This window comes from Calothrix sp. NIES-2100, assembly GCF_963875285.1.
Taxonomy (GTDB): Bacteria; Cyanobacteriota; Cyanobacteriia; order Cyanobacteriales; family Nostocaceae; genus Aulosira.
Window position 1 is genome coordinate 2,792,803 of the sequence record NZ_CAWNLA010000001.1, and the last position, 26,053, is coordinate 2,818,855.

Genomic DNA, 26,053 nt, shown 5'->3' on the forward strand with positions numbered 1-26,053 from the left:
TAGATGTGCTTAACACTCAGCCAGAAGCCTCTTTGATACAGTGATTGACCATTCCCTAGTCAGGTTTCTTTCTAGCCCTCTGACTTACCTCTCCCGGCAAGAAAAAGCAATATATGCTAGAATTGTACCAGAATATAGCAATTATTTAGGAGTAAATTGGAACAAATTTCCAATTTCTTAAATATAAGAGCTAAAATCTGCGATTTTTGGAGTTTTTTAGGTTATGACAACCTCACAGGAGAGGATTATCCCGACAGATCTGCGGAACGAAATGTCCCGGTCTTATCTGGAATACGCCATGAGTGTGATTGTGGGTCGGGCGCTGCCAGATGCCAGGGATGGTCTGAAACCTGTGCATCGTCGCATCCTCTACGCAATGCACGAGCTAGGTTTAACGCACGATCGCCCGTTTCGGAAATGTGCCCGTGTGGTTGGGGAAGTTTTGGGTAAATATCACCCCCACGGTGACACGGCAGTATATGATGCCTTGGTAAGGATGGCGCAGGATTTTTCCATGCGATCGCCTTTAATCAACGGGCATGGTAACTTCGGTTCTGTGGATAACGATCCGCCAGCGGCAATGCGATACACAGAATGTCGCTTGCAAGCTTTAACTGGCACAGCTTTACTGCACGATATCGAATCGGAAACCGTAGATTTTATTGATAACTTCGACGGTTCCCAACAAGAACCCACAGTTCTCCCCGCCCGTATCCCCCAGTTACTATTAAATGGTTCCTCGGGAATTGCCGTGGGGATGGCAACTAACATCCCGCCGCATAATTTGGGCGAATTGATTGATGGATTAGTGGCATTGATTCACAATCCAGAAATCACCGATCTCCAGTTAATGCAGTATATCCACGGGCCAGATTTTCCCACAGGGGCCCAGGTGTTGGGGACGGCGGCGATTAAAGAAGCTTACACCACCGGGCGCGGTTCAATTACCATGCGCGGCGTAGCTAACATCGAAACCATTGAACAACGGGGACGACCGGAAAGAGAAGCAATTATCATCACCGAATTGCCTTATCAAACCAACAAAGCAGCATTAATTGAAAAAATCGCCGAGTTGGTGAATGATAAACGCATCGAGGGAATTGCAGATATTCGGGATGAAAGCGATCGCGATGGAATGCGCATCGTCATCGAACTCAAGCGCGACGCCTATCCGCGAGTAGTCTTAAATAACCTCTACAAGCAAACCCCACTGCAAGCTAACTTTGGGGCGAATATGCTAGCTTTGGTCAATGGCGAACCCCAAACATTAACAATTAAGCAATTTTTAGAAGTATTCCTCGATTTCCGCATTGAATCAATTAACCGCCGTACACGCTACGAACTGCGGAAAGCCGAAGAACGCGACCATCTTTTACAAGGCTTATTAATTGCTTTAGCACATTTAGATGAAATTATCAACTTAATTCGCCATGCATCCGATGCACCCACAGCCAAAGGTGAACTAATTACCACCTATGGGCTTTCGGAAGTCCAAGCCGATGCCATTTTACAGATGCAACTGCGGCGCTTAACAGCCCTAGAAGCAGATAAAATTCGTCAAGAACACGAAGATTTACAAGCACAAATAGCCGACCTGCAAGATATTTTGGCACGACGGGAAAGAGTGCTGACAATTATTGAAGACGAAGTTTCGCAAATCAAAACTAGCTTCGCCACACCCCGACGCACGATAATTACCCTTGCAGAAGGAGACATCGACGACCTTGATTTGATAGCCAATGAAAAAGCAATCATTTTGCTAACAGAGCAAGGTTACATCAAACGGATGCCAGTCAACACCTTTGAAGCGCAAAGCCGTGCTACCAGAGGCAAAGCAGGGGCTAAGGTAAAAGATGATGACACCATTGAACATTTCCTGACTTGCTGCGATCATGACAGCGTTCTGTTTTTTAGCGATCGCGGTGTCGTCTACTGTCTGAAAGCTTATCAAATTCCTGTGGGTTCCCGTACCAGTCGCGGCACACCAATTGTGCAAATGTTGCCCATTCCCAAGGAAGAAAAAATTACCTCCATTGTCCCAGTTGATGAGTTTAGCAGTGAAGAATTCTTGGTAATGCTCACCAAAGGTGGCAATATCAAGAAAACCGTATTGGAAGCATTTAGTAACATCCGGGCTAACGGCTTAATTGCGATTTCCTTAGAAGAAGGCGACCAACTCCGCTGGGTACGACGCGCTAGAGTAGAAGATAGTGTCATTGTCGGTTCTCGTCATGGAATGGCAATTCACTTTCGATGTAACCACGAACAATTGCGTCCTCTAGGTAGGGCAACTCGTGGTGTAAAATCCATGAAACTAAAAGCCGGTGATGAATTAGTCGGGATGGATATCCTCCCCGCAGCCATTCTCGACACCTTGAGTACAGTTACAGAAACCGAAACCGAAGCCGAAATTGACATCGAAGAAATCATCGAAGTCGAAGAGGTCGAAAATGAAGAATCCGCAGAAGTAGCAGCGATCGCTAGTACTGGCCCTTGGGTGTTGGTAATTACAATGGGTGGATATGGGAAGCGCGTCCCAGTAGGCCAATTCCGGTTGCAAAATCGCGCCGGTCAAGGTTTAATGGCAACCAAATTCAAAAACCGCAAAACCAAAGACAAATTAGCCACCTTGCAAATTGTCAATAGCGATGATGAAATCATGATGGTCACCAATCGCGGTATTATTATTCGGCAAGCCGTGAATGCAATTTCCGTACAATCGCGATCGGCAACAGGCGTAAGAGTACAGCGCCTTGACGAAGATGATGCCATCACCGGAGTAGCTATAGTTCCTCCTGATACTGGCGATACAGGTGAATTAGAGGAGATAGAATGAAGTATGAAGGATGAAGGATGAAGTATGAAGTATCCAATAAAAAAGCTATTTTCATCCTTTAGCCTTTACACTTCATCCTTCATCAGCGGCGTATTTATGGGGCTGACAGTAGCCCCTGTCGGTGCATGGTTCCTCGCGTGGATCGCCCTCGCCCCCCTGTGGGTATTGGTTGTCAAACAAAGTACACAATTAGAAGGTAAAAAGCGAAAATTCTTGCTTTTACCATTACTTTGGGGTATCGGTTATCACGGTTTAGCTTTATTCTGGATTACCGGCATCCATCCCATGAATTGGTTGGGTGTCCCCTGGTTGGCGAGTTTAGCAATTACCGCCTTCTGTTGGACATTCGTTACCCTTTGGGGCGCGGCGATCGCCACTGCTTGGGCAGCTTTGATGGTGCGTTTTGCCACAAAAAAGCCGCTTTTACGAGTCTTAATTGGCACAGCCATCTGGTGCGGATTAGAAGGACTTTGGAGTGCTGGCGCTTTAGGGTGGAGTTATCTTTCATACACTCAAAGCCCGCATAATTTAGTAATTTTACACCTCGGACAACTCACTGGGCCAAATGCCATTACAGCCGCAATTGTCGCCGTCAATGGCTTAATTGCCGAAACCTGGATTCACCGCAAAACCTCTTCCTCTGCGTCCTCTGCGCCTCTGCGGTTCATTAATAAATACTTTGCACTAGCAGCCGGACTATTCATCACCCTACACCTAATAGGTTTTAGCTTATACAGCCTTCCCCTCACCAAACCCCCAGAACAAGCCTTAAAAATAGGAATTGTTCAAGGTAACATTCCCAACATTATTAAACTCAAACCAGAAGGATTACGAAGAGCGATCGCAGGTTACACCAATGGATATTTAAATTTAGCAGATCAAGGTGTCGATGCCGTCCTTACCCCAGAAGGAGCCTTACCTTTTTTCCAGCGTGACTTAAGCACAACTCCCATCATCGCCGCAGTCAAAGAAAAAGGCGTAATTGCTTGGATTGGCGCTTTTGGCGAACAAGGACGCAGTTATACCAATAGCTTATTTACCTACACAGGTAACGGTAAAGCTTTTAGCCGCTACGACAAAACCAAACTAGTACCATTGGGCGAATATATCCCCTTTGAGGCGATTTTAGGACAAATCATTCAACGCCTCTCACCACTGGATGAACATCAAGTTCCCGGTTCACCCAATCAAATATTTAATACCCCCTTTGGACGTGTAATTGTCGGTATTTGTTACGAATCAGCCTTTCCTGAGCAATTTCGCCATCAAGCAGCAGCCGGAGGGAAATTTATCCTCAGTTCCTCCAACGATGCCCATTTTACAGCCGCCATGCCATACCAGCACCATGCACAGGATATCATGCGGGCGATTGAAACCGATAGATGGTCAGTGCGGGCGACAAATACAGGATACTCAGCCTTTATCGATCCTCACGGTAGAACCTTGTGGATATCTGGATATAATACCTATCAAATCCATGCCGAAACAATTTATCAAAGACAAACACAAACCTTATATGTGCGTTGGGGAGATTGGTTAACACCCTTGTTATTAGGTTTGAGTTTATTGGGGTGGTTGTGGGAGAAATTTTACTCTAGGGGTTAGTACTTCACATTAATGTAGTAAGGACTTCAGTCCTTATCTTTGTAGATCATGAGGAATTATATTTAGAGAACGATCGCAACTTGCAACTTACAACAATACAATCAAGGGGTGAACCAAACCGGAGGGATGGAGTCATGGAAGACTTCTCACAACGCAAGCTGTTATCTGCCCTAAGTCATGGAGCGATATTTTTTAGCTCTACAATTGTCTCTATTGGCATACCCATTGCAATTTTGTTAATCAGCGACGACCCGATTGTGAAAGACAATGCCAGAGAATCCCTAAATTTTCATATCAACCTTTATATTTATGGAATTATCTTTGGCTTGCTGGTCATAGTGGGAATTGGGATTTTTCTGTTGATGGGGTTGGGGCTAATCAGTATTATCATGCCGATTATTGCCATCGTGAAAATTTTAAGCGATCGCGATGTCTCCTATCGCTACCCCTATATCTTCCGCTTCGTTTAACAAAAAAGCGATCGCGTCCATACATATAGATTGTACCTCGCCGCAATTAATTATGATCCAATCCAATGCGATCGCCTCCCCAAACTTCCCCCTCATCCCCCCGGTCACTGAGCGCAGTCGAAGTGCCCGGTCACTGAGCCAACTCAAACCGCCCGGTCACTGAGCGCAGTCGAAGCGCCCGGTCACTGAGCCAACTCAAACCGCCCGGTCACTGAGCGAAGTCGAAGTGACCTACCGCCATTCCCCCTGCACCGTAAACGCCGCCCATTCATACGGACTACGCCCCGCTTGCCATAACTTCAGCTGCGCCGCACGTAACGCCTCAGCCGGCTTTTTCCCTTGCTGCAACATTTGTTGATAAAATTCTTGCATTAATGTTGATGTCCCTTTGTCGCTAACTTGCCACAACGACACCGCCACCCGCGCCGCCCCTGCATACATTAACCCGCGTGTCAAGCCTACCAATCCCTCACCGTTGATGTTTTTACCCAGCCCAGTTTCACAAGCACTCAAGACAATTAACTCTGCTGGGTAATCTTGGTTGAATAAATCTGCTAACCGCAAGTAACCGCTGATGGGTTTACCTTGTTGATCAACTAAAGACAGTACAATCCCCGATAACTCCGGTTGGTCTTGATTGACAAAGCCGTGAGTGGCAAAATGTAAGATGCGGAATTGATTTAAAGCGCTACTCGTTGCCCAATTGTAATTTGCATCAAAATTTAAAGCTTTGAAGCTGCTTCCGCCTGGGATTAATTTTAAAATTTCCTTGGCTTCCGTTGCAGTGTTAATTAACCTTTCCCAACCTTCCCGTTTCAAACTTCTGGCGGAACGTTCTAAGGCAGAACGTTCGAGTTCTAATTCTAAACTTTGTAGAGATTTTTCTGTTTTAGCGGATTTTGTCGATGTCGCTGTAACTCGCGGATCTTTAGCGGTGTATACTGGGTCTGCGAGGATGGCTAAAGCTTTTGGTGCGGGTTTACGGTTGGCGATTTGTTGACGTTGAAATGCGATCGTTGATGCAGAAGGCAGACTAACAATTTCATGGTTGACTACTAGCGGTTGATAATTCCAATTCTGCGGCTCAGGTGGTGAACAGAGACTAATACCACCTCCATGACAGACAATATCTTTTGGTTTTTCTTCTCGTGGTGGTGTAGAACTCGGTTGAGAATTTAAATCAACTAAAGCCGCAAAGGGAATATATTGCAAAGCACCATCCGCAACAATGACTAAGCGTTTTGTGCCCAATTTATCTTTTACTGGTGCGAGAATCAGTTGACTGAGTTCTTTAGCAGCGACATCAATCCGCCGAGTTTTGAGATTAGCGCAAGCATCTTCTTTATCAGTTGCAGAAGGGGGTTTAGAAGTGTTCTCGCTAATTAAACAAAATAAATTGATGGCACTTTTCTCTATCTCTTGTTGTTTGGGAAGTTCGTAAGTGTCGAGAGAATTTGGAGAAACCACCCACACAAAGCTGCGTTCTTTTCCCAAGGAATATTGTAAAAGTAGGGTGTCTTTGTCGAGTTGTTGTTGAATTTGCGGTAATTTGAGAATATCTTTTTCAGGATTAGGGTTTGTCAATTTCGCGTATGCTGGGCTAGAAGTACGAATTTTGTTTTGCACTTCCTGATATTGGCTGAGGAGATTTGTGATTTCTTTGCTCAGTCGTTGAATAGCAGCTTTGGTGATGGTGTCGTTTTTATTTGCTGAGGTTTGTAAATTTTGCCGCAGCGTATCTCTAGCATCAATTTGCTGACGTAAATCCCGTTCTTGTTGTATTAGTTCTGGGTTTGCGCCTTTTTTGATTTTGGCATTTGCTTCGTTTAATAATTCTATAAGGCTGCGGGCGCGGGAACGTTCGCTGTAGTGCAGGGCTAATGCGTCGTATCCTTGAGATGGTGATTTTTTGTGCAGTTCCATCAGCAAGTCGATGTAGAATTTGTAAGCATCCTGCTGAGTGGCGAAGTAAGAACTGCGGAGATCTTTGCTATCAATTTTAGTGCGTAATTCTTCGATAATTTTGATAGCAGCTTCTACATTGGTGCGAGATGCTTGGAGATTTCCGCGATCGCGTTCTAGACTGGCGATATTACCAAGGGTAGTAGCTTCCCCACCCTTGTCGCCCACCGCCCGATACAGTGGCAGTGCATTGTTGTAATATTCCAATGCTGTCTGCTTTTCCCCTAAATCGTCGTAAACTCGCCCGATATTATTGAGGGTTCTAGCTTCCCCACCCCTGTCGCCCACCGCCCGCCTCAGTGGGAATGCATTGCTGTAATATTCAATAGCTTTGTGCTTTTCCCCTAAATCGTCGTAAACTAGCCCGATATTATTGAGGGTGACAGCTTCCCCACTCCTGTCGCCTACCCCCCGATACAGTGGGAGTGCATTGTTGTAAAATTCCAATGCTTTCTGATTTTCCCCTAAATCGAAGTTAACATAGCCAATATTATTGAGGATGACAGCTTCCCCACCCCTGTCGCCTACCGCACGCAGCAGTGGGAGTGCATTGTTGTAAAATTCCAATGCTTTGTACTTTTCCCCTAATTCGGAGTAAACATAGCCAATATTATTGAGGGTGCCAGCTTCCCCACCCCTGTCGGCCACCGCCCGATACAGTAGGAGTGCATTGTTGTAATATTCCAATGCTTTCTGATTTTCCCCTAAATCGGAGTTAACTGCGCCGATATTATTGAGGGTGACAGCTTCCCCACCCCTGTTGGCCACCGCCCGATACAGTGGGAGTGCATTGTTGTAATATTCCAATGCTTTGTGCTTTTCCCCTAAATCGGAGTTAACTAGCCCGATATTATTGAGGGTAGTAGCTTCCCCATCCCTGTCGCCCACCGCCCGATACAGTAGGAGTGCATTGTTGTAATATTCCAATGCTTTCTGATTTTCCCCTAATTCGGAGTAAACTCCCCCGATATTATTCAAGGTAGTAGCTTCCCCACCCTTGTCGCCTACCGCCCGATACAGTAGGAGTGCATTGTTGTAATATTCCAATGCTTTCTGATTTTCCCCTAATTCGGAGTAAACTCCCCCGATATTATTCAAGGTAGTAGCTTCCCCACCCTTGTCGCCTACCGCCCGCCACAGTGGCAGTGCATTGTTGTAATATTCCAATGCTTTCTGATTTTCCCCTAATGCTTGGTAAACTCTCCCGATATTATTCAAGGTAGCAGCTTCCCCAGCCCTGTCGGCCACCGCCCGCCTCAGTAGGAGTGCATTGTTGTAATATTCCAATGCTTTGTGCTTTTCCCCTAAATCGGAGTTAACTCCCCCGATATTATTCAAGGTAGTAGCTTCCCCATCCCTGTCGGCCACCGCCCGATACAGTGGCAGTGCTTTGTTGTAATATTCCAATGCTTTGTGCTTTTCCCCTAAATCGGAGTTAACTCGCCCGATATTATTGAGGGTCTCAGCTTCCCCACCCCTGTCGGCCACCGCCCGATACAGTGGCAGTGCATTGTTCAAATATTCCAATGCTTTGTGCTTTTCCCCTAATGCGTTGTAAATTAGCCCGATATTATTGAGGGTGATAGCTTCCCCACCCTTGTCGGCCACCGCCCGATACAGTGGTAGTGCATTGTTGTAATATTCCAATGCTTTGTGCTTTTCCCCTAAATCGGAGTTAACTCTACCAATACAAACGAGTGTAACAGCTTCCCATTGTTTATCCCCCGCTTTACGCCACAATATCAGCGCTTGTTGCCATTTTTCTCTTGCTTGTTTCAGTGATTCTGCTGTACCTTGTTTATAAAGTGCGATCCCTTCATCAATGAGTTTTTCTGCTGCGGCGCGGGTTGCATCTTGTGTTGTGGTTGGCTGTTGGGCGATTTGCGTCTGTTTAAATGTGGCTTTTGCCCCCACTGACTCGGATAATAAAACTACACTCAGTAAGCAGGTTAAAGTGTAAAGCTTAAATTTGGGTTTGATATAGGTGAAGAAATCGCTTCTTATCATTTTATTGTTCATATTCAAGTTGCTAAATTATGCACAGCCAAATTCGTACCGCATCAATGCAGCGTGCAGCGATAAATTATTGAATGATTTTCAGAATATCTACTGAGCTAGATGAAATTTAGTTTAAAGCTTGGATGAAAATTGGCTGAGGTTGGTTTCAGTTTTCGCAACAAAATTTCAATCAATTGTCTGCTCATGGGTGTTTCTCCTCGCTTCCCTGATATTTACCTCTCAGGGGTGAGGGGTTATGCAGTTTTCGCGAAAAGTAATTGTAGGGTGGAATAAGCTGATGTGCAGCTAAATTATATAAATCAAAAACGCAAAATAATTGTAGTGCGGGCATCTTGCCCGCGTCTTATATACAAATTAGATGCGACGCATCTTATATACAAATTAGATGCGTCGCAGCTTATCATTAAAATCAGCTTCCTTTAAATCTCTCACTATCCCGAAATCCCGCCGTCACCCTAGAAGGGTGCGGCTAATCAAACAAAGCCCACCTTCGTGGGCTGAATTCTTTAGCCCACGAAGGTGGGCTTTGTAGCGCTAGCCCCAGGCTACCGGTTCCTGCGGGCGTTATTTCGGGTATGCGAGAAAACTATTTATTATCGCCATTGAGGAGTCAAGTCCAATACGTAAGGGCACCGCACCAATAAATTATCTGCTGTCCCGAAAAATTTCTGATGCCGTGCCCCTACATATGCGTATATTTTTGTAACTTAAATTTTGCAGGGCGATGTTTTAATATAACAAGCCGATGTTATGCCATAACAAGGCGATGTTTTAATATAACAGGGCGATGTTATGCCATAACAGGGCGACGTTTTAATATAACAGGGCGATGTTATGCCATAACAGGGCGACGTTTTAATATAACAGGGCGATGCATTAATATAACAGGGCGATGTTATGCCATAACAGGGCGACGTATTAATATAACAAGGCGATGCAACTCAATTGGATTTAGATCCCCGACTTCTTGGAGAAGTCGGGGATCTGAGCAAATGCAAAATTCCCCACCAATAGGTGATTTTTAGCGCAAAAATCTTCCCTATCTCTGTAGGTTACCTGGTGCTATATGTGAGATAAAAGCGATCGCCTAAATCTTTGAATTCCTAAAATTATCTCTTAAGGGCAAAACAAAGTATCTCTTGTATCCCTTCCTGTAGTGGGATTAGTACCTTTAGCAACCTGACATAATTTTTTTTGCTCATCTGGACGCAACAGCACATCAGTAAAATCTGCGCCATCAACAATCGCCCCATCAAATTTAGCATTCGCCGCAAAAGCACCTTCTAACACTGCATTAGTCAAATTTGCTTTAATAAAGCGAGCCGAATCTAAAGTAGCATTGCTCAGATTAGCTCCCTCCAAATTTGCTGATTCCAGATTTGCAGCAAAAAAGCTCACACCACTCAAGTTGGCTTTACTGAAGTTGCTCTTTTTGAGATTAGCCTTAGTAAAGCTAGAGTCTGTTAAATCCCTGCCTGAGAAATCCGCTTCTATCAAAATTTCTTTATTGTATTCCAGTGCCACAGCCGTAGGCGCAACACCTATAATTGCTGTGATGCCAACTAATCCCCACAGCAATACACTGAGTACACTTGTCCAAATCCGCACAGTTAATTTTTTATTCATAAAAATTTTTAGGCAATGACCAACCCTCCTGCATCTCATTATCCCGACATTGGTGACTTAGGTGAAGACCTAGTAGCACAATGGCTGCAATCTACAGGTTGGTTAATTCTCCACCGGCGTTTTTTTTGCCGTTGGGGAGAAATTGATATTATTGCCCAATATGATGATGCCAGAGTAACTCAGAACTCAACCTTGGCATTCGTGGAAGTCAAAACTCGTAGTTCAGGTAATTGGGATGCAGGGGGAAGAAGCGCTATCACCGTCAAAAAGCAAACAAAACTTTGGCGTACCGCCGAAATGTTTTTAGCTAAATACCCCGAAAAGGCAGATTACCCATGTAGATTTGATGTTGCTATTGTCTTTTGTCAGCCAATACCCAAAAATATCTCTCAAGTGACAATTACTCAAAAACCTCTAGCCAGTTCATTAGTGGCTGGTTACGAGTTTCAACTACAAGAATACATTCGCGCCGCTTTCGACTCTATAGTAGACAACACCTAAGAGAACGCCAAAAAATAAATTATTACCCTTAAAGACGTTCAACCGTCAACCGTCAACCGTCAACCGTCAACTGTCAACGATCGCAAGTTTCTAATCAGTTTCCAAATTGTAGGGGCAAGGCATATATAAGATATCTATATAACCAAAAGTCTTTAAATGCCGTGCCCCTACTTGTGGATTAATTTATTTTGTGGTATTCCTTTATGGCTAAAGAAACTCACGCCAATGTTTCGGGACAGTAGCCTAATCCGCGAACAAACTGTTGCCGGAATGCTTCAATTTCTTCTCGTTCTGGGCTACCATGAGAAACTATGGCTACTTGGTAGCGACGCATCACGTCTACAGGACACTGCCCTGCTTCCAAACTCCAAAGTGCCATTTGCACCCGCATTGGTGGTTCGTAGCTAATTCCTAATTCACTCAGAAAAGCGCGAAAGTCACCATCAACCTGGGGGGAAACTTGACCTTTGAGTTTGATCCTTACCACCCAGCCATCTATTTGATGAATTACGGTGACGAAAGAAACAGGCATCTGGGGTCTGCCGTGCAGGTATTGTATAACCCTCAGAGTTAGACTGGCATTTGCCAGGTAATACAAGTATTCCATGTTGGTGCTTGGGATCAAAGCCAATCCTACATATCTATATTCCTCAATAAATCCATGTTTCCGGTAGGGTAAAAGCCCCCGTTTTTAGATAGGGAGGTTTACCCAATTTTTATATTGAGGTTTCCGTGTTACTTATTAGTATTAATACCTAAAATCTAGGAATTAAATTGAGCAGCAATTCCCTAGAGTTACCTAAATCAGCAAAGTTCAAATAGTCTTCTCAAAGGCAGATTAAATCTACATGAAGCAACAACCAACACAAACCAATGTGAACCAAACCTCGAAGATGCAAGTAGAAAATGTGGAATTAGACTGTTCATTAGCTGGGTATGATTATGAACTTCCGACTGAACTAATCGCCCAAAATCCAGTTGTTCCCAGAGATAGCTCTCGGTTACTGGTGGTAAATCACCGAAGTATACACCATATTTTCAGAGATCTGCCAGAAATTTTAAGATCAGGGGATTTACTGATAATGAACAACAGTAAAGTTATACCCGCTCGATTATATGGCAGTAAATCTACGGGTGCGGAAATAGAGGTGTTATTGCTAGAGGAGCGCCAGTATAACTGTTGGTTGGCTTTAGTCAAGCCAGGAAAACGCTTCAAACCGGGAGCAAAGATTATTTTTCAACCAAAAGAAGGTGCAGCCCGGGGCGATGAGGAAGTCATTTCTCCCTCATCCCTCACCGCCACAGTACTAGAAACAGATCAAGCAACCGGGGGGCGGTTATTGCAATTTGATTTACCAGCGGGAGTTTCTTTGTTGCAATTGTTGGATGTCTTTGGTGAAGTACCTTTACCGCCCTATATCACCGCCTCTGAAGCTGACGATGAACAGTATCAGACAGTTTATGCTAAATATCCCGGCGCGATCGCCGCACCAACAGCAGGGTTACACTTTACTCCCGAATTACTGGAAAGGTTGCGCGATCGCGGTATTAATCAAGCTTTTATAACATTGCACGTTGGCGTGGGCACATTTCGCCCGGTAGAAGTGGAAGATGTCACTAGCCATCAAATGCATGAAGAATGGATTGAAGTTCCCGCCTCAACAGTAGAGCAGATTAAGGCTACTAAAGCAGCAGGTGGTCGGATTATTGCTGTGGGGACAACAGCAGTACGTGCTTTAGAAGGAGCAGCACAATCGGGAAATTTACAACCATTTTGTGGTAAAACCGACTTATTTATCTACCCTGGTTACCAATGGCGGGTAGTAGATGGTCTAATCACTAATTTTCACCTGCCACGCTCTAGTTTGTTAATGCTGGTCAGTGCTTTAATTGGTAGACAAAGATTACTAGATATATACCAAGAAGCGATCGCATCTCGATATCGTTTCTACTCCTTTGGCGATGCGATGCTGATTTTGCCATAAAGGGCATTGGGCATTGGGCATTGGGCATGACTTATTTATCTCCCTTGTCCCCCTTGTCCTCCTTGTCCCCCTTGTCCCCTCATCCCCCTCATCCCCCTTGCCCCTCTGCCTTCTGCCCTCTGCCTTCTGCCTTCTTCACTAACGAATTTAAACTTTTTAAGTTTGAGTGTTAATTTTTCATATTGTGGTGGGTACTTTAAATTTAAGGATCTAAACAATAAGTACAGGCCTGCCACTCATGTTTAAACAACATCAACTTCACCAGTGGTTCCGCAGTTTGTCTCAAGTAGCGCTGCACCGTCAGTTGCTCTCGACTTCCGTTGTATTGTTGGTATTGGCTGCACCAACAATGATTAATTTACCCGGAAGCAAGCTTTTGGCTCAGAACGTTGTGAGTAAGGATCTGGACGCAGCCAGCTTTTTCCAGCAGGGAGTCATGCGCTATAATCGCCAAGACTTGCAGGGCGCAGAAGATGCCTTCCGCCAAGCCTTACAGCGAGACTCTAACCTGGCAATAGCAAGAAATTACTTGGGCAATATTCTCTTACAGGAAAACCGCCCAGATGTTGCGGTACAAGAGTATGCAGAGGCGATTAAGTTAAATCCTAATTATGGGGATGCTCATTACAATTTAGGCTTAGCTTTGCATCAACAAGGTCAAAGAGAAGCGGCGATTACCGCTTATCGTCAAAGCCTGGTGGTAGATCCGACAATGGCAGCAGCCCAATATAATCTAGGGTTAGCACTTTACGAACAAGGACAAATACCGGAAGCGATCGCAGCTTACCAGCAAGCAATTAATCTTGATGGCGAGAATGCCAATGCTTTCTTTAATTTAGCGATCGCCTTACAACAGCAAGGTCAACTTCCAGAAGCGATCGCTGCTTATCAACAAGCTTTGCAAAAAGATCCTAGCAATCCCACAACTTACAACAACTTGGGAAGCTTGATGGCGATGAACGGCCAAACATCTGAGGCGATCGCTGTTTATCAACAAGCTATTCGTCAGAACCCCAAAAATGCTGTGGCTTTCTACAATTTAGGGGTGACTTTATACAATCAAGGTCAGATGAAACAAGCCAGCAGCGCCTTTAAGCGTGCCCGCAAAGAATACCAAGACCAAGGTAACATCGCCCAAGCCGAAAAAATTGGCGAGTTAATGGTGCAAATTGCCCAGATTTCAGCACCTCAGACAGCGCAAGCCAGTCAACCATCCACTCCCACGGCGTTGTCAATCTTACTACAACAGGCAAATCAACCAGCAAAGCCTCAAGAAACACAAAACGAGCCTGTTAATGTCCCAATTTCAGCAGAACCTATGCCTACATCAATGAATGTGCGCTAATCCCGGTACAGGAAAGGTAGTCCTGAGCAAACAATTTTCATCCCCATCCATGAAAAGGGATGAGGAAGTAGGGGGGACTCGCGCCCCCCTTTTGGGGATAGGCTACGGTGTACACACAAGCCCTAAATTCCTTACTAGCAACAGCAAATGCTTATCTTTTGTCCTCTGTGTTCTTTGTGCGCTCTGCGGTTAAAATCATCATTTTTTACCAACCGCAGAGGACGCAGAGGACGCAGAGTAGAGATGTGTCTACATTCTAGCTGGACAAACAATGCCCTGTTTGCCTTTACCTTTTACCAATGACAAATGACAAATGACAAATGACACTTAAGCCAAAGCAACTGCTGTTTGCCAACGTCCCACAGCCTTACCTACTACGGCTAATTCTTGCATCAAGTGGTCGAAAGCATCAGGAGTCAGGGATTGCGGGCCATCTGACAAAGCTTTTTTCGGGTTGGGGTGAACCTCAATCATGAGAGAATCAGTTCCAGCTGCGATCGCGGCCATTGCCATAGAAGGAACAAACTCAGACCAACCTGTACCGTGACTGGGGTCAATCATAATAGGTAGGTGAGTCAGTTTGCGTAAAACTGGCACTACCGATAAATCCAGAGTATTGCGAGTATACTGCCTGTCAAAAGTGCGAATCCCGCGCTCACATAAAACTACATTGGGATTTCCCGCCGCCAAAACATACTCAGCAGCCATCAACCAATCTTCAATTGTAGCTGCCATTCCCCGCTTCAACAGCACTGGTTTCGATTGCGCTCCCACTTTTTTCAGCAGTGAAAAATTCTGCATATTTCTTGCGCCTACCTGGATCATATCCGCAATTTCCGCGATTTTATCCAAGTCGGCGGCATCCATCACCTCTGTAATTACACCTAGTCCGCTGACTTCCCTCGCCTTTGCCAATAATTCCAAAGCACTCTCGCCATGTCCTTGGAAAGCGTAAGGGGAAGTCCGGGGTTTATATGCACCACCGCGTAAAAACTTTGCTCCCGATGCTTTGACGCGCTGGGCTGTCTCGACAATCATTTCCTCATTTTCGACGGAGCAGGGGCCAGCAACCACGACTACAGGATGATGTTCACCAAATACAACTGGCCCATCAGGAGTATCAACCACCACCTCTGAAGCTTCACCGTGGCGGTACTGACGACTAGCCCGTTTGTAAGGCAACTCTACCCGCAAAACTTGCTCAATCCAAGGGCTAACTTCCTGAATTTGTAAAGGGTCTAAATCGGCAGTCTCACCGACTAAACCAATAACTACTTTATGTTTACCAATAATTTTTTCCGGCGTTAACCCCCAGCCAGTTAATTCTTCGTTAATCCGGTTGATTTCTGCCTCTGGGGAACCGATTTTCATTACGACAATCATGATGAATTCCCTGATTATTTGAGTTGCCTTCTTGGTGGCGTAACCTTCTAATTATTGATAAATATAGCGCTCAGTGGTGCTGCTACTGAATATTGAAGGTATAAAATAATTATAAATTTTTAATTAGCAATGTTGAAGTTATAAATTTCAACTTCAACATTTACTCTAAAATTTACCCAACATTACAGTCTTGCGATCGCTGAGCGCCAAAAATCAAACTTTCTTTTGCCGAGTTTCGCGCCAAACATCAACCATGCGTCCCCAATTGATGCCGAATTCAGCCACACCTAGCCAATTGCCAACTCTGTCTTCATCCCATGAGGCAGAAAGCACGCCATAGGTAATTCCCAATACTCCCAAACCAAACAAGGCCATGTTTACCAATAACACGGCAATGGGGGCTAGTCTGATATCCGTATAGATGGTCAGTAGATAGCTGACAATCAATGTGGAAATGCCTAAAGCTGTTGGTATACCACAAAATGCCGCTACTCGCCGAATCATCCGTTGGCTAACCACTTTTGGGATAGCCATTTCCTCTTTGTTAAAGGGTGGTTGCTTAGTTGTTTGTCGCCCAGATTCCTTGGACTGTGCTGGCGGTTGACTCTTCGCTTTTGCTGGTTTTTGGCGCTTTTTATTCGGTTCAAAAGGTAAGGGGCTGTGTTCCGATTCTTCAGCAGACATAAGCGGTATCCTTAACCACGAATTCCCAAACGAGCAATCAAAGCTTGATATTTTTCTCGGCTTTCTTGCTGGACATAGGAGAGAAGACGCTTACGATGACCAATTAGCTTCAACAATCCTCTGCGAGAAGAATGGTCTTTCTTATTTGCTTGGAGATGTTCGCTGAGGCGGTTGATGCGCTCAGTGAGCATGGCAATTTGGACATCGGCAGAGCCGGTATCAGTTTCGTGAACTTGATAGCTGGAAATGAGTTCCTGTTTGCGCTGTTGCGTCAGAGCCATGATCGATTTAATTTCTAGTTTTTCTAAATTTATGCAGCAGTCTCTAATAATATCACAGCCCTCAAGCTATGGGGTGAATCAAGTTGACTTCAGTAGTAGTTCGCCAAGGAAGGCGGGGAAAAGGGTAAGGGGAAAAGGGAAAAGGTTTTTTAGTCTTTTTCCAGCACCGAATTTTTGATGAGTTCGTAGTCAGCACAAAGCGTGCTTGCTGAATCCAGGACTGAAGTCCTGACTACGAAGCAACGAATATCTTGGCTGTGTAGGGTTCTAGGTCAGCAACCAAACCATCTTTCCCTACTTTTACTGGAGTTTTGGTGAACCAATCTTGCCAATGGTCAGCAGTTGGGAAGTTTGCCAGATGATAACCTGCGAGATTCTGCTTTGAGAAATTTACCACAACTACCACTTGCGAACCTCGTTCATCCCAACGGACGTAAGCTAAGAGTTTTTTCTGTGCATCTTCAGCGAAAAACTCGATATTGTCACTTTGCAGAGCTCGATTATGTTTCCTCAGAGCAATGAGTTTTTTGTAATACTCGAATAAATCGCGATTTTCGGGGTTTTCTAACAATGACCAAGCAATTTTCCGGGGTTCAGTCACTTTTTCGCTTTTGCGTTTGTATTCGCCAAACTCTTCTCCCATCCATAGCATGGGTGTACCGACTGCTGTCATCAACAGCACAGCGGCTAATTTGGCGCGTGTAAATGCGGCTTGATCAAAGATACCTCGGTTACCTAATTCTCTCAATAAACGTTCGCGATCGTGTGTTGCCAAGTAATTTATGACGTTGGTAGCAGTTTTATAACCCTGCTCTCTCGGATTTAAAACCTGCTTCAGATGATCTAATTCAAATTTTTCCCCACAAATATGGGGAATTATAAAATAGCGAAAACTTTCATGCCAGCAAGCATCCAGCGGACCCTCTGGTGTTGTGACTTTGCTGGTATCAGGAATGTGTTCGGCAATATTATAAAACGGCTTAGCGACAGCATTCTTTTTAGCTTGTGTGGCTAGCCAGTGCAAAAATTCAAAGTTAGCTAATTGACGCACCGCATCAAAACGAATGCCATCAATGTGATATTCTTGAGTCCAAAAACGCACCACATCCCCGACGTATTTCCAAGCAGGTTTAACATCTAATTTTTCGTCATAGTTATCGTAATTAAATTCTGGACCCCAATAATTCTCTGGATCTTCCGGGTAGTGCATGTTTTCGTAATACCAGTAATTCCTGTCAATCAGCATTAACGGGCATTCTTCATCAGTATGGTTATAAATTCCATCCATAAACACCCGAATGCCTCTACTATGACACTCGTCAATTAATCGCTTTAAATCTGCTGTTGACCCATAGCTAGATTCTGTGGCAAAAAAATGGCGTACTTTGTAACCCCAATTATAATCGCCAGGATATTCATTAACTGGCATTAATTCAACTGCATTAATTCCTAATTCATGAAGATAATCTAATTTTTCAATAGTATCTAGATATTGTCCTCGTTTTTCACTATCAACTTCACCACCAGTAAAATCAGCAACATGTATTTCGTATATTACTAATGCCTCGTTTTCTGGTAAAGGTATATCGTCATAGCGCCAACTATAATCATCAACTATTCTTTTACCATTTTTAATTTTAACCAAGCCTATTTTTTGCTGTTCATCAACATCCGTGGCATAAGGGTCAATCACATCTACCCATTCATCTGGGGAAAAATTAGGACTTTGAGTTTGTACACGAAATTTATATTGATAAATCCCATCTTCTAAATTTAATTGAGTCTGAAAATAACCATCTTCAGTTTTCTCCATTGGCGTTTCTTGCCAGTCGGAAAATGAGCCGATTAAATTAGCTTGTTTATTACGAGGAGCAAACAATTTAAAATCTATTAAACTAACCATTTTTATTACTTTAAAGGATTTTAATTACAATTAATACTGAAAACAGGACTAAAGTCCTGACTACGGACATTTTTTATTGCCATGTGAAGATAATGTTATTAATCCCCCTAACTTTTTGCAAAGCCGGATTTTGTTTCCTTTGCTTCACGGTAGTTGGGGGACTGGTAAACGGTTAACATTACTAAAGAATAAATATTTACTTTCCAGTTAGTTAACAGACATCTACTGAAAGTTAGATACTGGATGAACCAACAGGTACAGATGCATCTGCAATCGAGGCATTTTGGAGGATAGGTTGGCGAGTTTTTAGGTCAAATTTATAGCCATTTGGCAAGATATGAAGTTTAGCTCCGAAAATTGCCAAAGCCTCATCCTTCAAAATTTCGTCAATATTGTTGTGTGTTGCGTCTGACTCATCAACAATTGTGACTGCACCTTCACCAACAACTTCAATTTGGTTATCAGTAACAACCATAGCGGTATTCTCGTCAATACCAAATCCTAAGTCAGCAGGTTCTTGTAATAAAGCAGAAATTAAGCGTCCCAGACGACCACGCTGGGAAAAATGCTGATCGATGATGACTCCTGGTAAAAAGCCCATACCAGGGCCAATATCAACTATTTCAATTCGCGGATTTGTTTCCGAATCACCTTCGATAATCATAGTGTCAGGCATCACCGCAGCGCCAGCACTTGTACCTGCAACAACGACACCTTCAGCAAATCTTTTGTGAATAGCTTCATCAATTTGAGTGTCCTTAAGGATGCTGGTGATGCGGGCTTGGTCGCCCCCTGTAAAAAATATCCCAGTTGCATCATTAATTGCTTCCAATGCGGTTGATGAAGTTGCATCTTCACGAGTTTCTGTATCAACTATCCGAACTTTTTCTGCTCCTAAGCGTTCAAAAACTCTAATATAATTTTCTCCCACTTCTCTAGGAAGTTCTGTTGCTGCTGTCATAATGACGATATGAGCCTTTGTACCTCCCGCACGGCGCAGAAACTCCCGCAGGATTTGACAATCTCCTTCTTTATCTTCAGCGCCACCAATTATCACTAGCTGCCGTTTAACATCAGTCGTCACCATGATCTCACCTAAAATTGCATGTAAGTATTTTCAATAAAGCATGACAATTACATCTATAAAATCATCCATATGGCAGATTAATAACTAAACTGATAAATTTAAAGTTTTATCAAAAAAATCCTTAATTAGTTCAATTATACTATATCAATATATTTAATTTTTTAACATATAGGTAGTTTGGGCAATGTCTAGCATAGCCTGGTTTTGGTGGACATTACTACTTGACACTTAAGATTAAAGCGTCCGAATTTTATTGAATGATTAAAGCTTATTTATATTTCTACACCTTGTTGATAATTTAATTAATTTTCATCATATAAAATTGATAGTTTATAAGCCTATAGAAAATTATTCTAGAGGCTTATCGAATCATTTATTATCTACTTAATAAGGAAAAGTGCCAAGAATCTAGAAAGTTTTTGCTTGTTGAGCAGGATTTGGACAAAAATGTGCATATTTAAAGGTCGATTTTTTCTCAAATTGTCTAATGTACTTGGCTTCTATAAAGCAAGTTGAGTAAAAAAAGACGAGCTTGATCTAGGGGAAGATGTCTGGGTTTACCTTGATAGACAATTTGATACTCATTGCTATCTGCTCCATCTCCATGACCAGAAATCAACTTGAGGTGAAATGCTTGATCAGCAAGTTGCCGAACTTCATTTCTCAATGAAACTTGTGCGCTGTTCATACTTTGCTGTCTCTTAATATACGTATACTAGATATATAAAAATTGGAAGTAGCTTGCACCTTTCAAAGGTTATATTTTTTAGGCAGAGTATTGGTGTAAAAATATTCTTAGTCTCGTCCATACTGAGTCATAAATATAGAAACTGCTTGATTATGCCCTGAGATAGCTGAAAAAATCTCTCAGTAGAGTTAAGCTGTCTGATTGAAGGTTGAGTTTTATACTCTAATTGAGTGGTCAAGCGATCGCTCCCCAAGCAATAAAGAGAATCAATTGAGCGTAAATAGGTCTGGGTAAACGCCACTGTGCGTCCGGACTTCAGGGTGTTTAGCTAGAGGTTTATCATCAATGCTTCAAGAAAAAAGCACCGATGCAGTCCGCATCAATGCTAGAAAAACTGACGTGTTCGATATTTTCAAGTTCAAGCATTACATGGGCCCAAACCCCTATCTGGAAGTAGGGGCCTTAGTATTCGATTTGGTGATGACTGAGTATAGAAAACCTCTGCCGATTGAGGACTATGTTACAGTTATTAGCGATCGCTATCCCAATTTAGCCAATCAAGAATACGAATCCTACGCCCATCTGTTTGCCCAAACTCTATCAGAAGTAGGAAAACTGGAAATGGGCTTACACCTCACCCGTTGGAGTGTACAGCCAAATTCAGATTCTGTGCGCATCGCCATTCAATCGCTTCACGAACGCACAACTAGAGGAGTAGTGTACTTTGTTTGGGATTGGTTTGAAGCGATTAACCGAGATGCAGACTTTCTGTTTGAAGATGAACTAACACGGTTGCAAAATAGATTTAGGCAATCTGTCTACGGTGGCCCCACAGTCTACGCCTTATTGCGCACAGCTTACGAAAAAGGTATTCCCAGTTTTTATTTGTGGGAAGAAGGACTAATGCAATACGGCTATGGCAAAAAACATATTCGTGGTGTAGCCACAACTTTTGATTGTGATAGTCATATAGACTCTGACTTTACCACTCGTAAAGATGACTGTAAGGCTTTCTTAAAAACCTTGGGTTTCCCCGTACCTGAGGGTGATATCGTCACTACCGAAAAAGAAGCTATGGCGGTAGCTAGAGAAATTGGCTATCCAGTAGCAGTTAAACCTGTGGTAGGTCACAAAGGAATTGGTGTGACAGCCGAGGTACAAGACTCAGAAGAACTAGAATCTGCATATGATAGAGCAGTAGTTGCCATCCCAGAAGAACAGCCTACGCGGATCATTGTTGAGAAAAGCATATCCGGAGCAGATTTTCGCTTACTGTGCGTCAATGGTAAATTTGTCGCCGCTACAGAACGCCGTCCCGCATCGGTTGTTGGTGATGGCGACTCTACTATTGATGAGTTAATTCGCCAAGAAAACCGCAAACCTGCACGTTGGGATACACCCACTTCTCCCATGAGTAAAATCCAGCGTGATGAAGCGATGGAATTGTACTTAACAGAACAGCGTTTATCATTAGATAGTGTCATTGAAAAAGACCGCACTGTTTATCTGCGCAAAGTAGCTAATCTCTCAGCTGGCGGTATCAGCATTAATGCTACCGATACAGTTCACCATGACAATATTATCTTGGCGCAGGACATTGCCCAACACTTCCGATTAACTTGTTTGGGGATTGATGTAATTACCAAAAGCCTTTCTGAATCTTGGAAATCTGGTAACTTTGCGATTTTAGAAATCAACGCCGCCCCTGGTATTTTGATGCATCTAAACCCAGCGGTTGGTGATAGTGTTGATGTACCTGCCCATATCTTGGGAACTTTTTTTGAATCAGGTACAGAAGCTAGGATACCAATTATTACCTTTAATAAAATCTCAGTCCAAGAGTTGCAAGAAACAATAGACCATATTCTTTTGCAACATCCTGAGTGGACAATTGGTGCTGTTTGTCGTGATGGAGTTTTTGTCAATCGATCGAAAAAAGTTTTAAGCAAAGATTACAACAGCAATATTCAAAGTTTATTGCGTAATCCCAAACTTGATTTACTAATTGCTGAATATGAGGAGGAAATATTAGATCGGGATGGGATGTTTTACCAAAATAGTAATATGGTGGTTCTAGATAATCCCACTGATATTGAAAGGATTTTAGTCAGGGATGTCTTAGAAGGTTCTACTGTGGTGATTAAGCAAGGAGACAATGTTTCTATTAGCCGTAAAGGGTTAATTGAAGATTACACCTTGGGAGAAGATGAGCCATTTACACGAGTTTATTTGAAAGAAATCGGCACAATTTTGTGAGATTCGGTCTGTGTCATTAATTTAGGGTTGCGAAGCGTCAGCTCCCCGACTTCTTCAAGAAGTCGGGGAGCTAATACCATTTCAAATAATGTTTGCGACACATAAGTTGATATCAATGAACGGCCGTTGTGCCCTTATGACTCACAAAATTGCAATCTGCTCTATATTTAATTGACTTTTTTCCTTATTTAGCTTAAGAGCATCTCAAAAGTGAATTATTGAAATTTTATTTAATTTATTAAGTTAGCTTTCATCTATTGTTAAATTTGATTTAAGAAGACTTTCAGTCCTCCTTATCTGCTCACTGCCTTGTTTGTGGAAAATCTATTCGCTCTTTTTTGCAATTGCCGCAGTATTCCCTAGACTTGCTTTCATGAGAACTGAGGCATGGAACACAGTATACCTCTAGATGTTTTATCTAGCCTGCAAAAGTTATTTGTAGGTTATATCCCCGCCGCTATTGTAGGTGGTTTCATTGGCTACTTCATCAGTATAAATGATACGCTCTATCAGCTAAGCAGGCGGATATTTCAAATACCCCATAGTATCCCTCCTATAGCGTTGCTACCGATTGCTCTGATTGTATTTCAAGATAGTGAAGTTGCATCTGTGGTGGTAATTTTCATTGGCACTCTCTGGTCAATGATTGTGAATACTGCGATCGGAATGCGGCATTTTTACAGACAGAATAAGAACTTGCGTGCAGCAATATTTCATACATTTCATGCTTTCAAAGTAAGCATTTGGGTAGCATGGTTTACAGTTATTGCTATAGAAATGTTGAACGGGCCAAAAGGACTTGGCTTACTGGCCTGGGATGCTTATAAAGTTGGGAATACTAATTACCTGATCCAGGCAATATTTTACATTGGTGTGATTGGCTGTTTACTAGATCAGTTTTTCGATTTCAGTGGCTATCTTCTGGCGCAAATGGTCTCAGTAGGTAACAGATCTACTAACAAGTAAACCACGTCTAATACTAATTTGATTGAGATCGCACCATCCAAACCAAAATACCTAATATCTTCTCTACTGGGGGAATCAAGTATTCAGTTAAATCAATTGTGACAGTGCTAGCTTCCAACTTGAGGAATGTCCACAGGTTACCGCTGGTAAGTCTACCGTAGATTGTGGGAATTGGCTGATCGTTTTTGCTATTAAAGAGAATTCTCTTTGACACTCCTCGCGCCTATTGGTGCGAGGATTCTTGGTTCAGTGAGTCCACTTAGCCTAGACCCCTTGCGGTATCTAGCCCAGAGGTGGTTCTCTCCCCAAGCGTTAACTTCGGGTATGCCCTACCCTAGTTGCATTGTTGAGGCAGTGCGTTCGGTCGCCAGACTTGAAGCACCTGCCGTGCAAAATTTGTTTGTTAGAGAAAGATATATCTTTCTGTACAATGCTGTTAGTCTAGTAGCTGTAAATCTTTTACCTACTTCCAGGTGATACTAGAACTACGAAGTAGAACCATCTAGATTTAATTGTCAAGGTTCAGCGTCTACGTGTTAGGTAGCAATCGGGTTTTTTATGTGGTTGATTACCCTACCACAAGTAATATTTTACCAAAAGCCGCTCCTTGTAGGACGGGGTTTTCAACCCAAATTTTTGATAAGACATGAAGTTTGTTCCGTGAATTCCCCTCTCCTAAAACTAGAAGAGGGGATAGGGGTGAGATTACGCCGGATAAATCCTTAAGCGGCGATTTGGTTCTTCACCAAAACTATGGGACTTGAGCCGATAATGTTCTACCAACTCATGTTGCATTTTGCGGACTTGGGGAGAACGGGGTAATAACTCAACTGGCTGTCCTTTGGGAATAACTATTTGCTCTACAGCAAGTCTAGCTTCTTCTAGGGCATCCATTTCGTCATCGCTACCATTGTGTAACAACAGTTGTAGTTCTCGGTCATCGGCGATTTCTGGGTCGTCAATGTTCAGCAACCGCCGTAAGCCACGAGTAATTTGCGGTATGGTGCTGGACTTAATCATGTGAATGGGTACATGACGGGCTTTGGCCATTTGCCTTAATTTGGCATGGTTTTTGACATGCGATCGCAGTGCCAAAATTGCATCTGCACTATCGATGTCTTTTGTCAATACCACTGGCAAAGATAGCACGCTAATTACCTGCTCTAGTTGGTGGCGGCTAACGCCATAGGGGTAAACGTGCAGTGGCAAATCTTCGCCATTGGGGCCTGGTTTTTTGCCGACACTAAAATCAATCGTATCTGCGTAATTAAACGACTCATCCAGCAAGCGGTCAAATTCACTGCGCCCAGTAACTCTCTCCCGCTCTATAGATGGGGCTGGTAAGGCTACCATCTGTCCAGATGAACGCCAGCCATTAGGTTGGCGAGAGCTAGCGAAAGAGTCTTCCCCATTTGCTTGGCTTGCACCACCGCGACCGTTGACCACTGACAGCTGGCGGGTCATAGACACCTTGCCATGTTCGTCAACAGTTCTGGTTTGCGGGCTAGGTTGGCGACCCCTGAGAAGAGTATCTACCGTGTCCGCAACGCTTTCGTGTACTACCCAGCGTTGCCGTTCTAACATTTCCACAGCAATCTCAAAGGTAGGAGGGGCTTTGCGTTCCAAAACAGTCTTTTGACTGCCCCGGCGTCTCGCTTCGTCATCTCCTAACGTCACCGCTTGGATACCCCCCACCAAATCAGAAAGTGTGGGGTTTTTGATCAGGTTTTCTATCTGGTTACCATGAGCAGTACCTACCAGTTGTACACCGCGTTCGGCAATGGTACGAGCTGCCAAGGCTTCCAATTCTGTGCCAATTTCATCAATGACGATGACTTCTGGCATATGGTTTTCCACTGCTTCAATCATTACTTGATGCTGAAGCTCTGGATGAGCTACTTGCATCCGTCTGGCGCGACCAATGGCGGGGTGGGCAACATCTCCATCCCCAGCGATTTCGTTAGAGGTGTCGATAATTACCACTCTCTTATTGAGTTCATCGGCCAAAACACGGGCAATTTCCCGTAAGGCAGTAGTTTTACCGACCCCTGGTCGCCCCAGCATCAGAATCGATTTACCAGTTTCTACCAAATCGCGAATCATGCCAATGGTGCCGAATACCGCCCGACCGACACGACAGGTCAAGCCAATAATCTTGCCTGTGCGGTTGCGAATGGCGCTGATCCGGTGCAAAGTTTGCTCAATTCCTGCCCGATTATCTCCGCCAAAAATTCCAACTCGCTGAATGCAATCATCTATCTGTTCTTGAGTTACAGGCTTTTCGCTCAGATACTCAGCTTGATTAGGAAAGCGAGCCTCTGGGCGACGGCCCAGATCCAAGACTACTTCTACTAAACTGTCTCGTTTGGGATGATCCTCTAGTACTTGTCGTAAGTCTTGGGGCAAAATGTCTAACAACTTTTGGAGATCGTCTGTAATCGTCATGCTTTCTATGG

The 26,053-nt window shown here is 43.6% G+C and carries 20 protein-coding genes; 8 read left to right on the forward strand and 12 right to left on the reverse strand.

The genetic code is table 11. The features are described from left to right. The first annotated feature begins 223 nt into the window (after positions 1–223). The 3 genes from gyrA (at position 224) to AACU32_RS12005 (ending at position 4,911) form a co-directional block, all read left to right on the forward strand. Positions 224–2,836, forward strand: coding sequence for a DNA gyrase subunit A (gene gyrA / locus AACU32_RS11995; RefSeq protein WP_096599768.1), 2,613 nt, complete (start codon positions 224–226; stop codon positions 2,834–2,836). A 24-nt stretch (positions 2,837–2,860) separates the two neighbouring features. Next, a complete protein-coding gene (lnt, locus tag AACU32_RS12000) occupies positions 2,861–4,441 on the forward strand; it encodes an apolipoprotein N-acyltransferase (protein ID WP_096599769.1) in 1,581 nt (526 codons plus the stop codon). 134 nt (positions 4,442–4,575) lie between these two features. After that, positions 4,576–4,911 carry a DUF4870 domain-containing protein gene (locus AACU32_RS12005; RefSeq protein WP_096599770.1) on the forward strand — a complete coding sequence of 112 codons (336 nt, stop codon included), beginning with the start codon at positions 4,576–4,578 and terminating at the stop codon, positions 4,909–4,911. Positions 4,912–5,142: 231 nt separating this feature from the next. Here AACU32_RS12005 and AACU32_RS12010 read toward each other — a convergent pair whose 3' ends face one another. The 3 genes from AACU32_RS12010 to AACU32_RS12015 form a co-directional block, all read right to left on the reverse strand. Then, complete coding sequence (locus AACU32_RS12010; RefSeq protein WP_339377806.1) at positions 5,143–8,892, reverse strand: CHAT domain-containing tetratricopeptide repeat protein; 3,750 nt, start codon at positions 8,890–8,892, stop codon at positions 5,143–5,145. 707 nt (positions 8,893–9,599) lie between these two features. Then, the gene (locus tag AACU32_RS40695; RefSeq protein ID WP_445223223.1) at positions 9,600–9,815 is read right to left on the reverse strand and encodes a hypothetical protein; all 216 of its coding nucleotides are present in this window, start codon (positions 9,813–9,815) and stop codon (positions 9,600–9,602) included. Between the two features lie 193 nt (positions 9,816–10,008). Beyond that, positions 10,009–10,518 (reverse strand): pentapeptide repeat-containing protein, encoded by a 510-nt coding sequence (locus tag AACU32_RS12015; protein WP_096599772.1) that lies wholly within the window; start codon positions 10,516–10,518, stop codon positions 10,009–10,011. A 15-nt stretch (positions 10,519–10,533) separates the two neighbouring features. On the opposite strand from AACU32_RS12015, the gene AACU32_RS12020 reads away from it, so the two are divergent. Continuing rightward, positions 10,534–11,019 carry a YraN family protein gene (locus AACU32_RS12020; RefSeq protein WP_096599773.1) on the forward strand — a complete coding sequence of 162 codons (486 nt, stop codon included), beginning with the start codon at positions 10,534–10,536 and terminating at the stop codon, positions 11,017–11,019. Positions 11,020–11,236: 217 nt separating this feature from the next. Here AACU32_RS12020 and AACU32_RS12025 read toward each other — a convergent pair whose 3' ends face one another. After that, positions 11,237–11,626 carry a hypothetical protein gene (locus tag AACU32_RS12025; protein WP_096599774.1) on the reverse strand — a complete coding sequence of 130 codons (390 nt, stop codon included), beginning with the start codon at positions 11,624–11,626 and terminating at the stop codon, positions 11,237–11,239. 241 nt (positions 11,627–11,867) lie between these two features. Here AACU32_RS12025 and queA point away from each other — a divergent pair, with 241 nt between their 5' ends. Together queA and AACU32_RS12035 are read left to right on the forward strand one after the other, a co-directional pair. After that, complete coding sequence (queA, locus tag AACU32_RS12030) at positions 11,868–13,004, forward strand: tRNA preQ1(34) S-adenosylmethionine ribosyltransferase-isomerase QueA (RefSeq protein WP_096599775.1); 1,137 nt, start codon at positions 11,868–11,870, stop codon at positions 13,002–13,004. Between the two features lie 238 nt (positions 13,005–13,242). Then, positions 13,243–14,349, forward strand: a complete 1,107-nt coding sequence (locus AACU32_RS12035; RefSeq protein ID WP_096599777.1) for a tetratricopeptide repeat protein — start codon at positions 13,243–13,245, stop codon at positions 14,347–14,349. Between the two features lie 327 nt (positions 14,350–14,676). On the opposite strand, the gene aroF is transcribed toward AACU32_RS12035, so the two are convergent. The 6 genes from aroF to AACU32_RS12065 all read right to left on the reverse strand — a co-directional run bounded on the left by aroF (position 14,677) and on the right by AACU32_RS12065 (position 20,375). Further along, positions 14,677–15,732, reverse strand: coding sequence for a 3-deoxy-7-phosphoheptulonate synthase (gene aroF / locus AACU32_RS12040; RefSeq protein ID WP_096599778.1), 1,056 nt, complete (start codon positions 15,730–15,732; stop codon positions 14,677–14,679). A 213-nt stretch (positions 15,733–15,945) separates the two neighbouring features. Next, positions 15,946–16,416 carry a PAM68 family protein gene (locus tag AACU32_RS12045; RefSeq protein ID WP_096599779.1) on the reverse strand — a complete coding sequence of 157 codons (471 nt, stop codon included), beginning with the start codon at positions 16,414–16,416 and terminating at the stop codon, positions 15,946–15,948. Positions 16,417–16,427: 11 nt separating this feature from the next. Beyond that, complete coding sequence (rpsO, locus tag AACU32_RS12050; protein ID WP_086768429.1) at positions 16,428–16,697, reverse strand: 30S ribosomal protein S15; 270 nt, start codon at positions 16,695–16,697, stop codon at positions 16,428–16,430. Positions 16,698–16,929: 232 nt separating this feature from the next. Further along, on the reverse strand, positions 16,930–18,600 hold the full coding sequence (locus AACU32_RS12055) for an alpha-amylase family glycosyl hydrolase (RefSeq protein ID WP_096599780.1): 1,671 nt from the start codon (positions 18,598–18,600) through the stop codon (positions 16,930–16,932). Between the two features lie 232 nt (positions 18,601–18,832). After that, a complete protein-coding gene (locus AACU32_RS12060; RefSeq protein WP_096599781.1) occupies positions 18,833–19,687 on the reverse strand; it encodes a cyanophycinase in 855 nt (284 codons plus the stop codon). A 484-nt stretch (positions 19,688–20,171) separates the two neighbouring features. Continuing rightward, entirely contained in the window at positions 20,172–20,375 is a 204-nt protein-coding gene (locus AACU32_RS12065; RefSeq protein ID WP_096599782.1) for a hypothetical protein, read from the reverse strand. A gap of 345 nt (positions 20,376–20,720) precedes the next feature. On the opposite strand from AACU32_RS12065, the gene AACU32_RS12070 reads away from it, so the two are divergent. Both AACU32_RS12070 and AACU32_RS12075 read left to right on the forward strand, forming a co-directional pair. Continuing rightward, positions 20,721–22,631 carry an acetate--CoA ligase family protein gene (locus tag AACU32_RS12070; protein ID WP_096599783.1) on the forward strand — a complete coding sequence of 637 codons (1,911 nt, stop codon included), beginning with the start codon at positions 20,721–20,723 and terminating at the stop codon, positions 22,629–22,631. Positions 22,632–23,018: 387 nt separating this feature from the next. Continuing rightward, the gene (locus tag AACU32_RS12075) at positions 23,019–23,597 is read left to right on the forward strand and encodes a nitrate transporter (protein WP_096599784.1); all 579 of its coding nucleotides are present in this window, start codon (positions 23,019–23,021) and stop codon (positions 23,595–23,597) included. A gap of 13 nt (positions 23,598–23,610) precedes the next feature. Here AACU32_RS12075 and AACU32_RS12080 read toward each other — a convergent pair whose 3' ends face one another. Together AACU32_RS12080 and AACU32_RS12085 are read right to left on the reverse strand one after the other, a co-directional pair. After that, complete coding sequence (locus tag AACU32_RS12080; protein ID WP_096599785.1) at positions 23,611–23,811, reverse strand: hypothetical protein; 201 nt, start codon at positions 23,809–23,811, stop codon at positions 23,611–23,613. A gap of 491 nt (positions 23,812–24,302) precedes the next feature. Then, positions 24,303–26,042 carry a R3H domain-containing nucleic acid-binding protein gene (locus tag AACU32_RS12085; protein WP_096599786.1) on the reverse strand — a complete coding sequence of 580 codons (1,740 nt, stop codon included), beginning with the start codon at positions 26,040–26,042 and terminating at the stop codon, positions 24,303–24,305. Positions 26,043–26,053 lie beyond the last annotated feature (11 nt).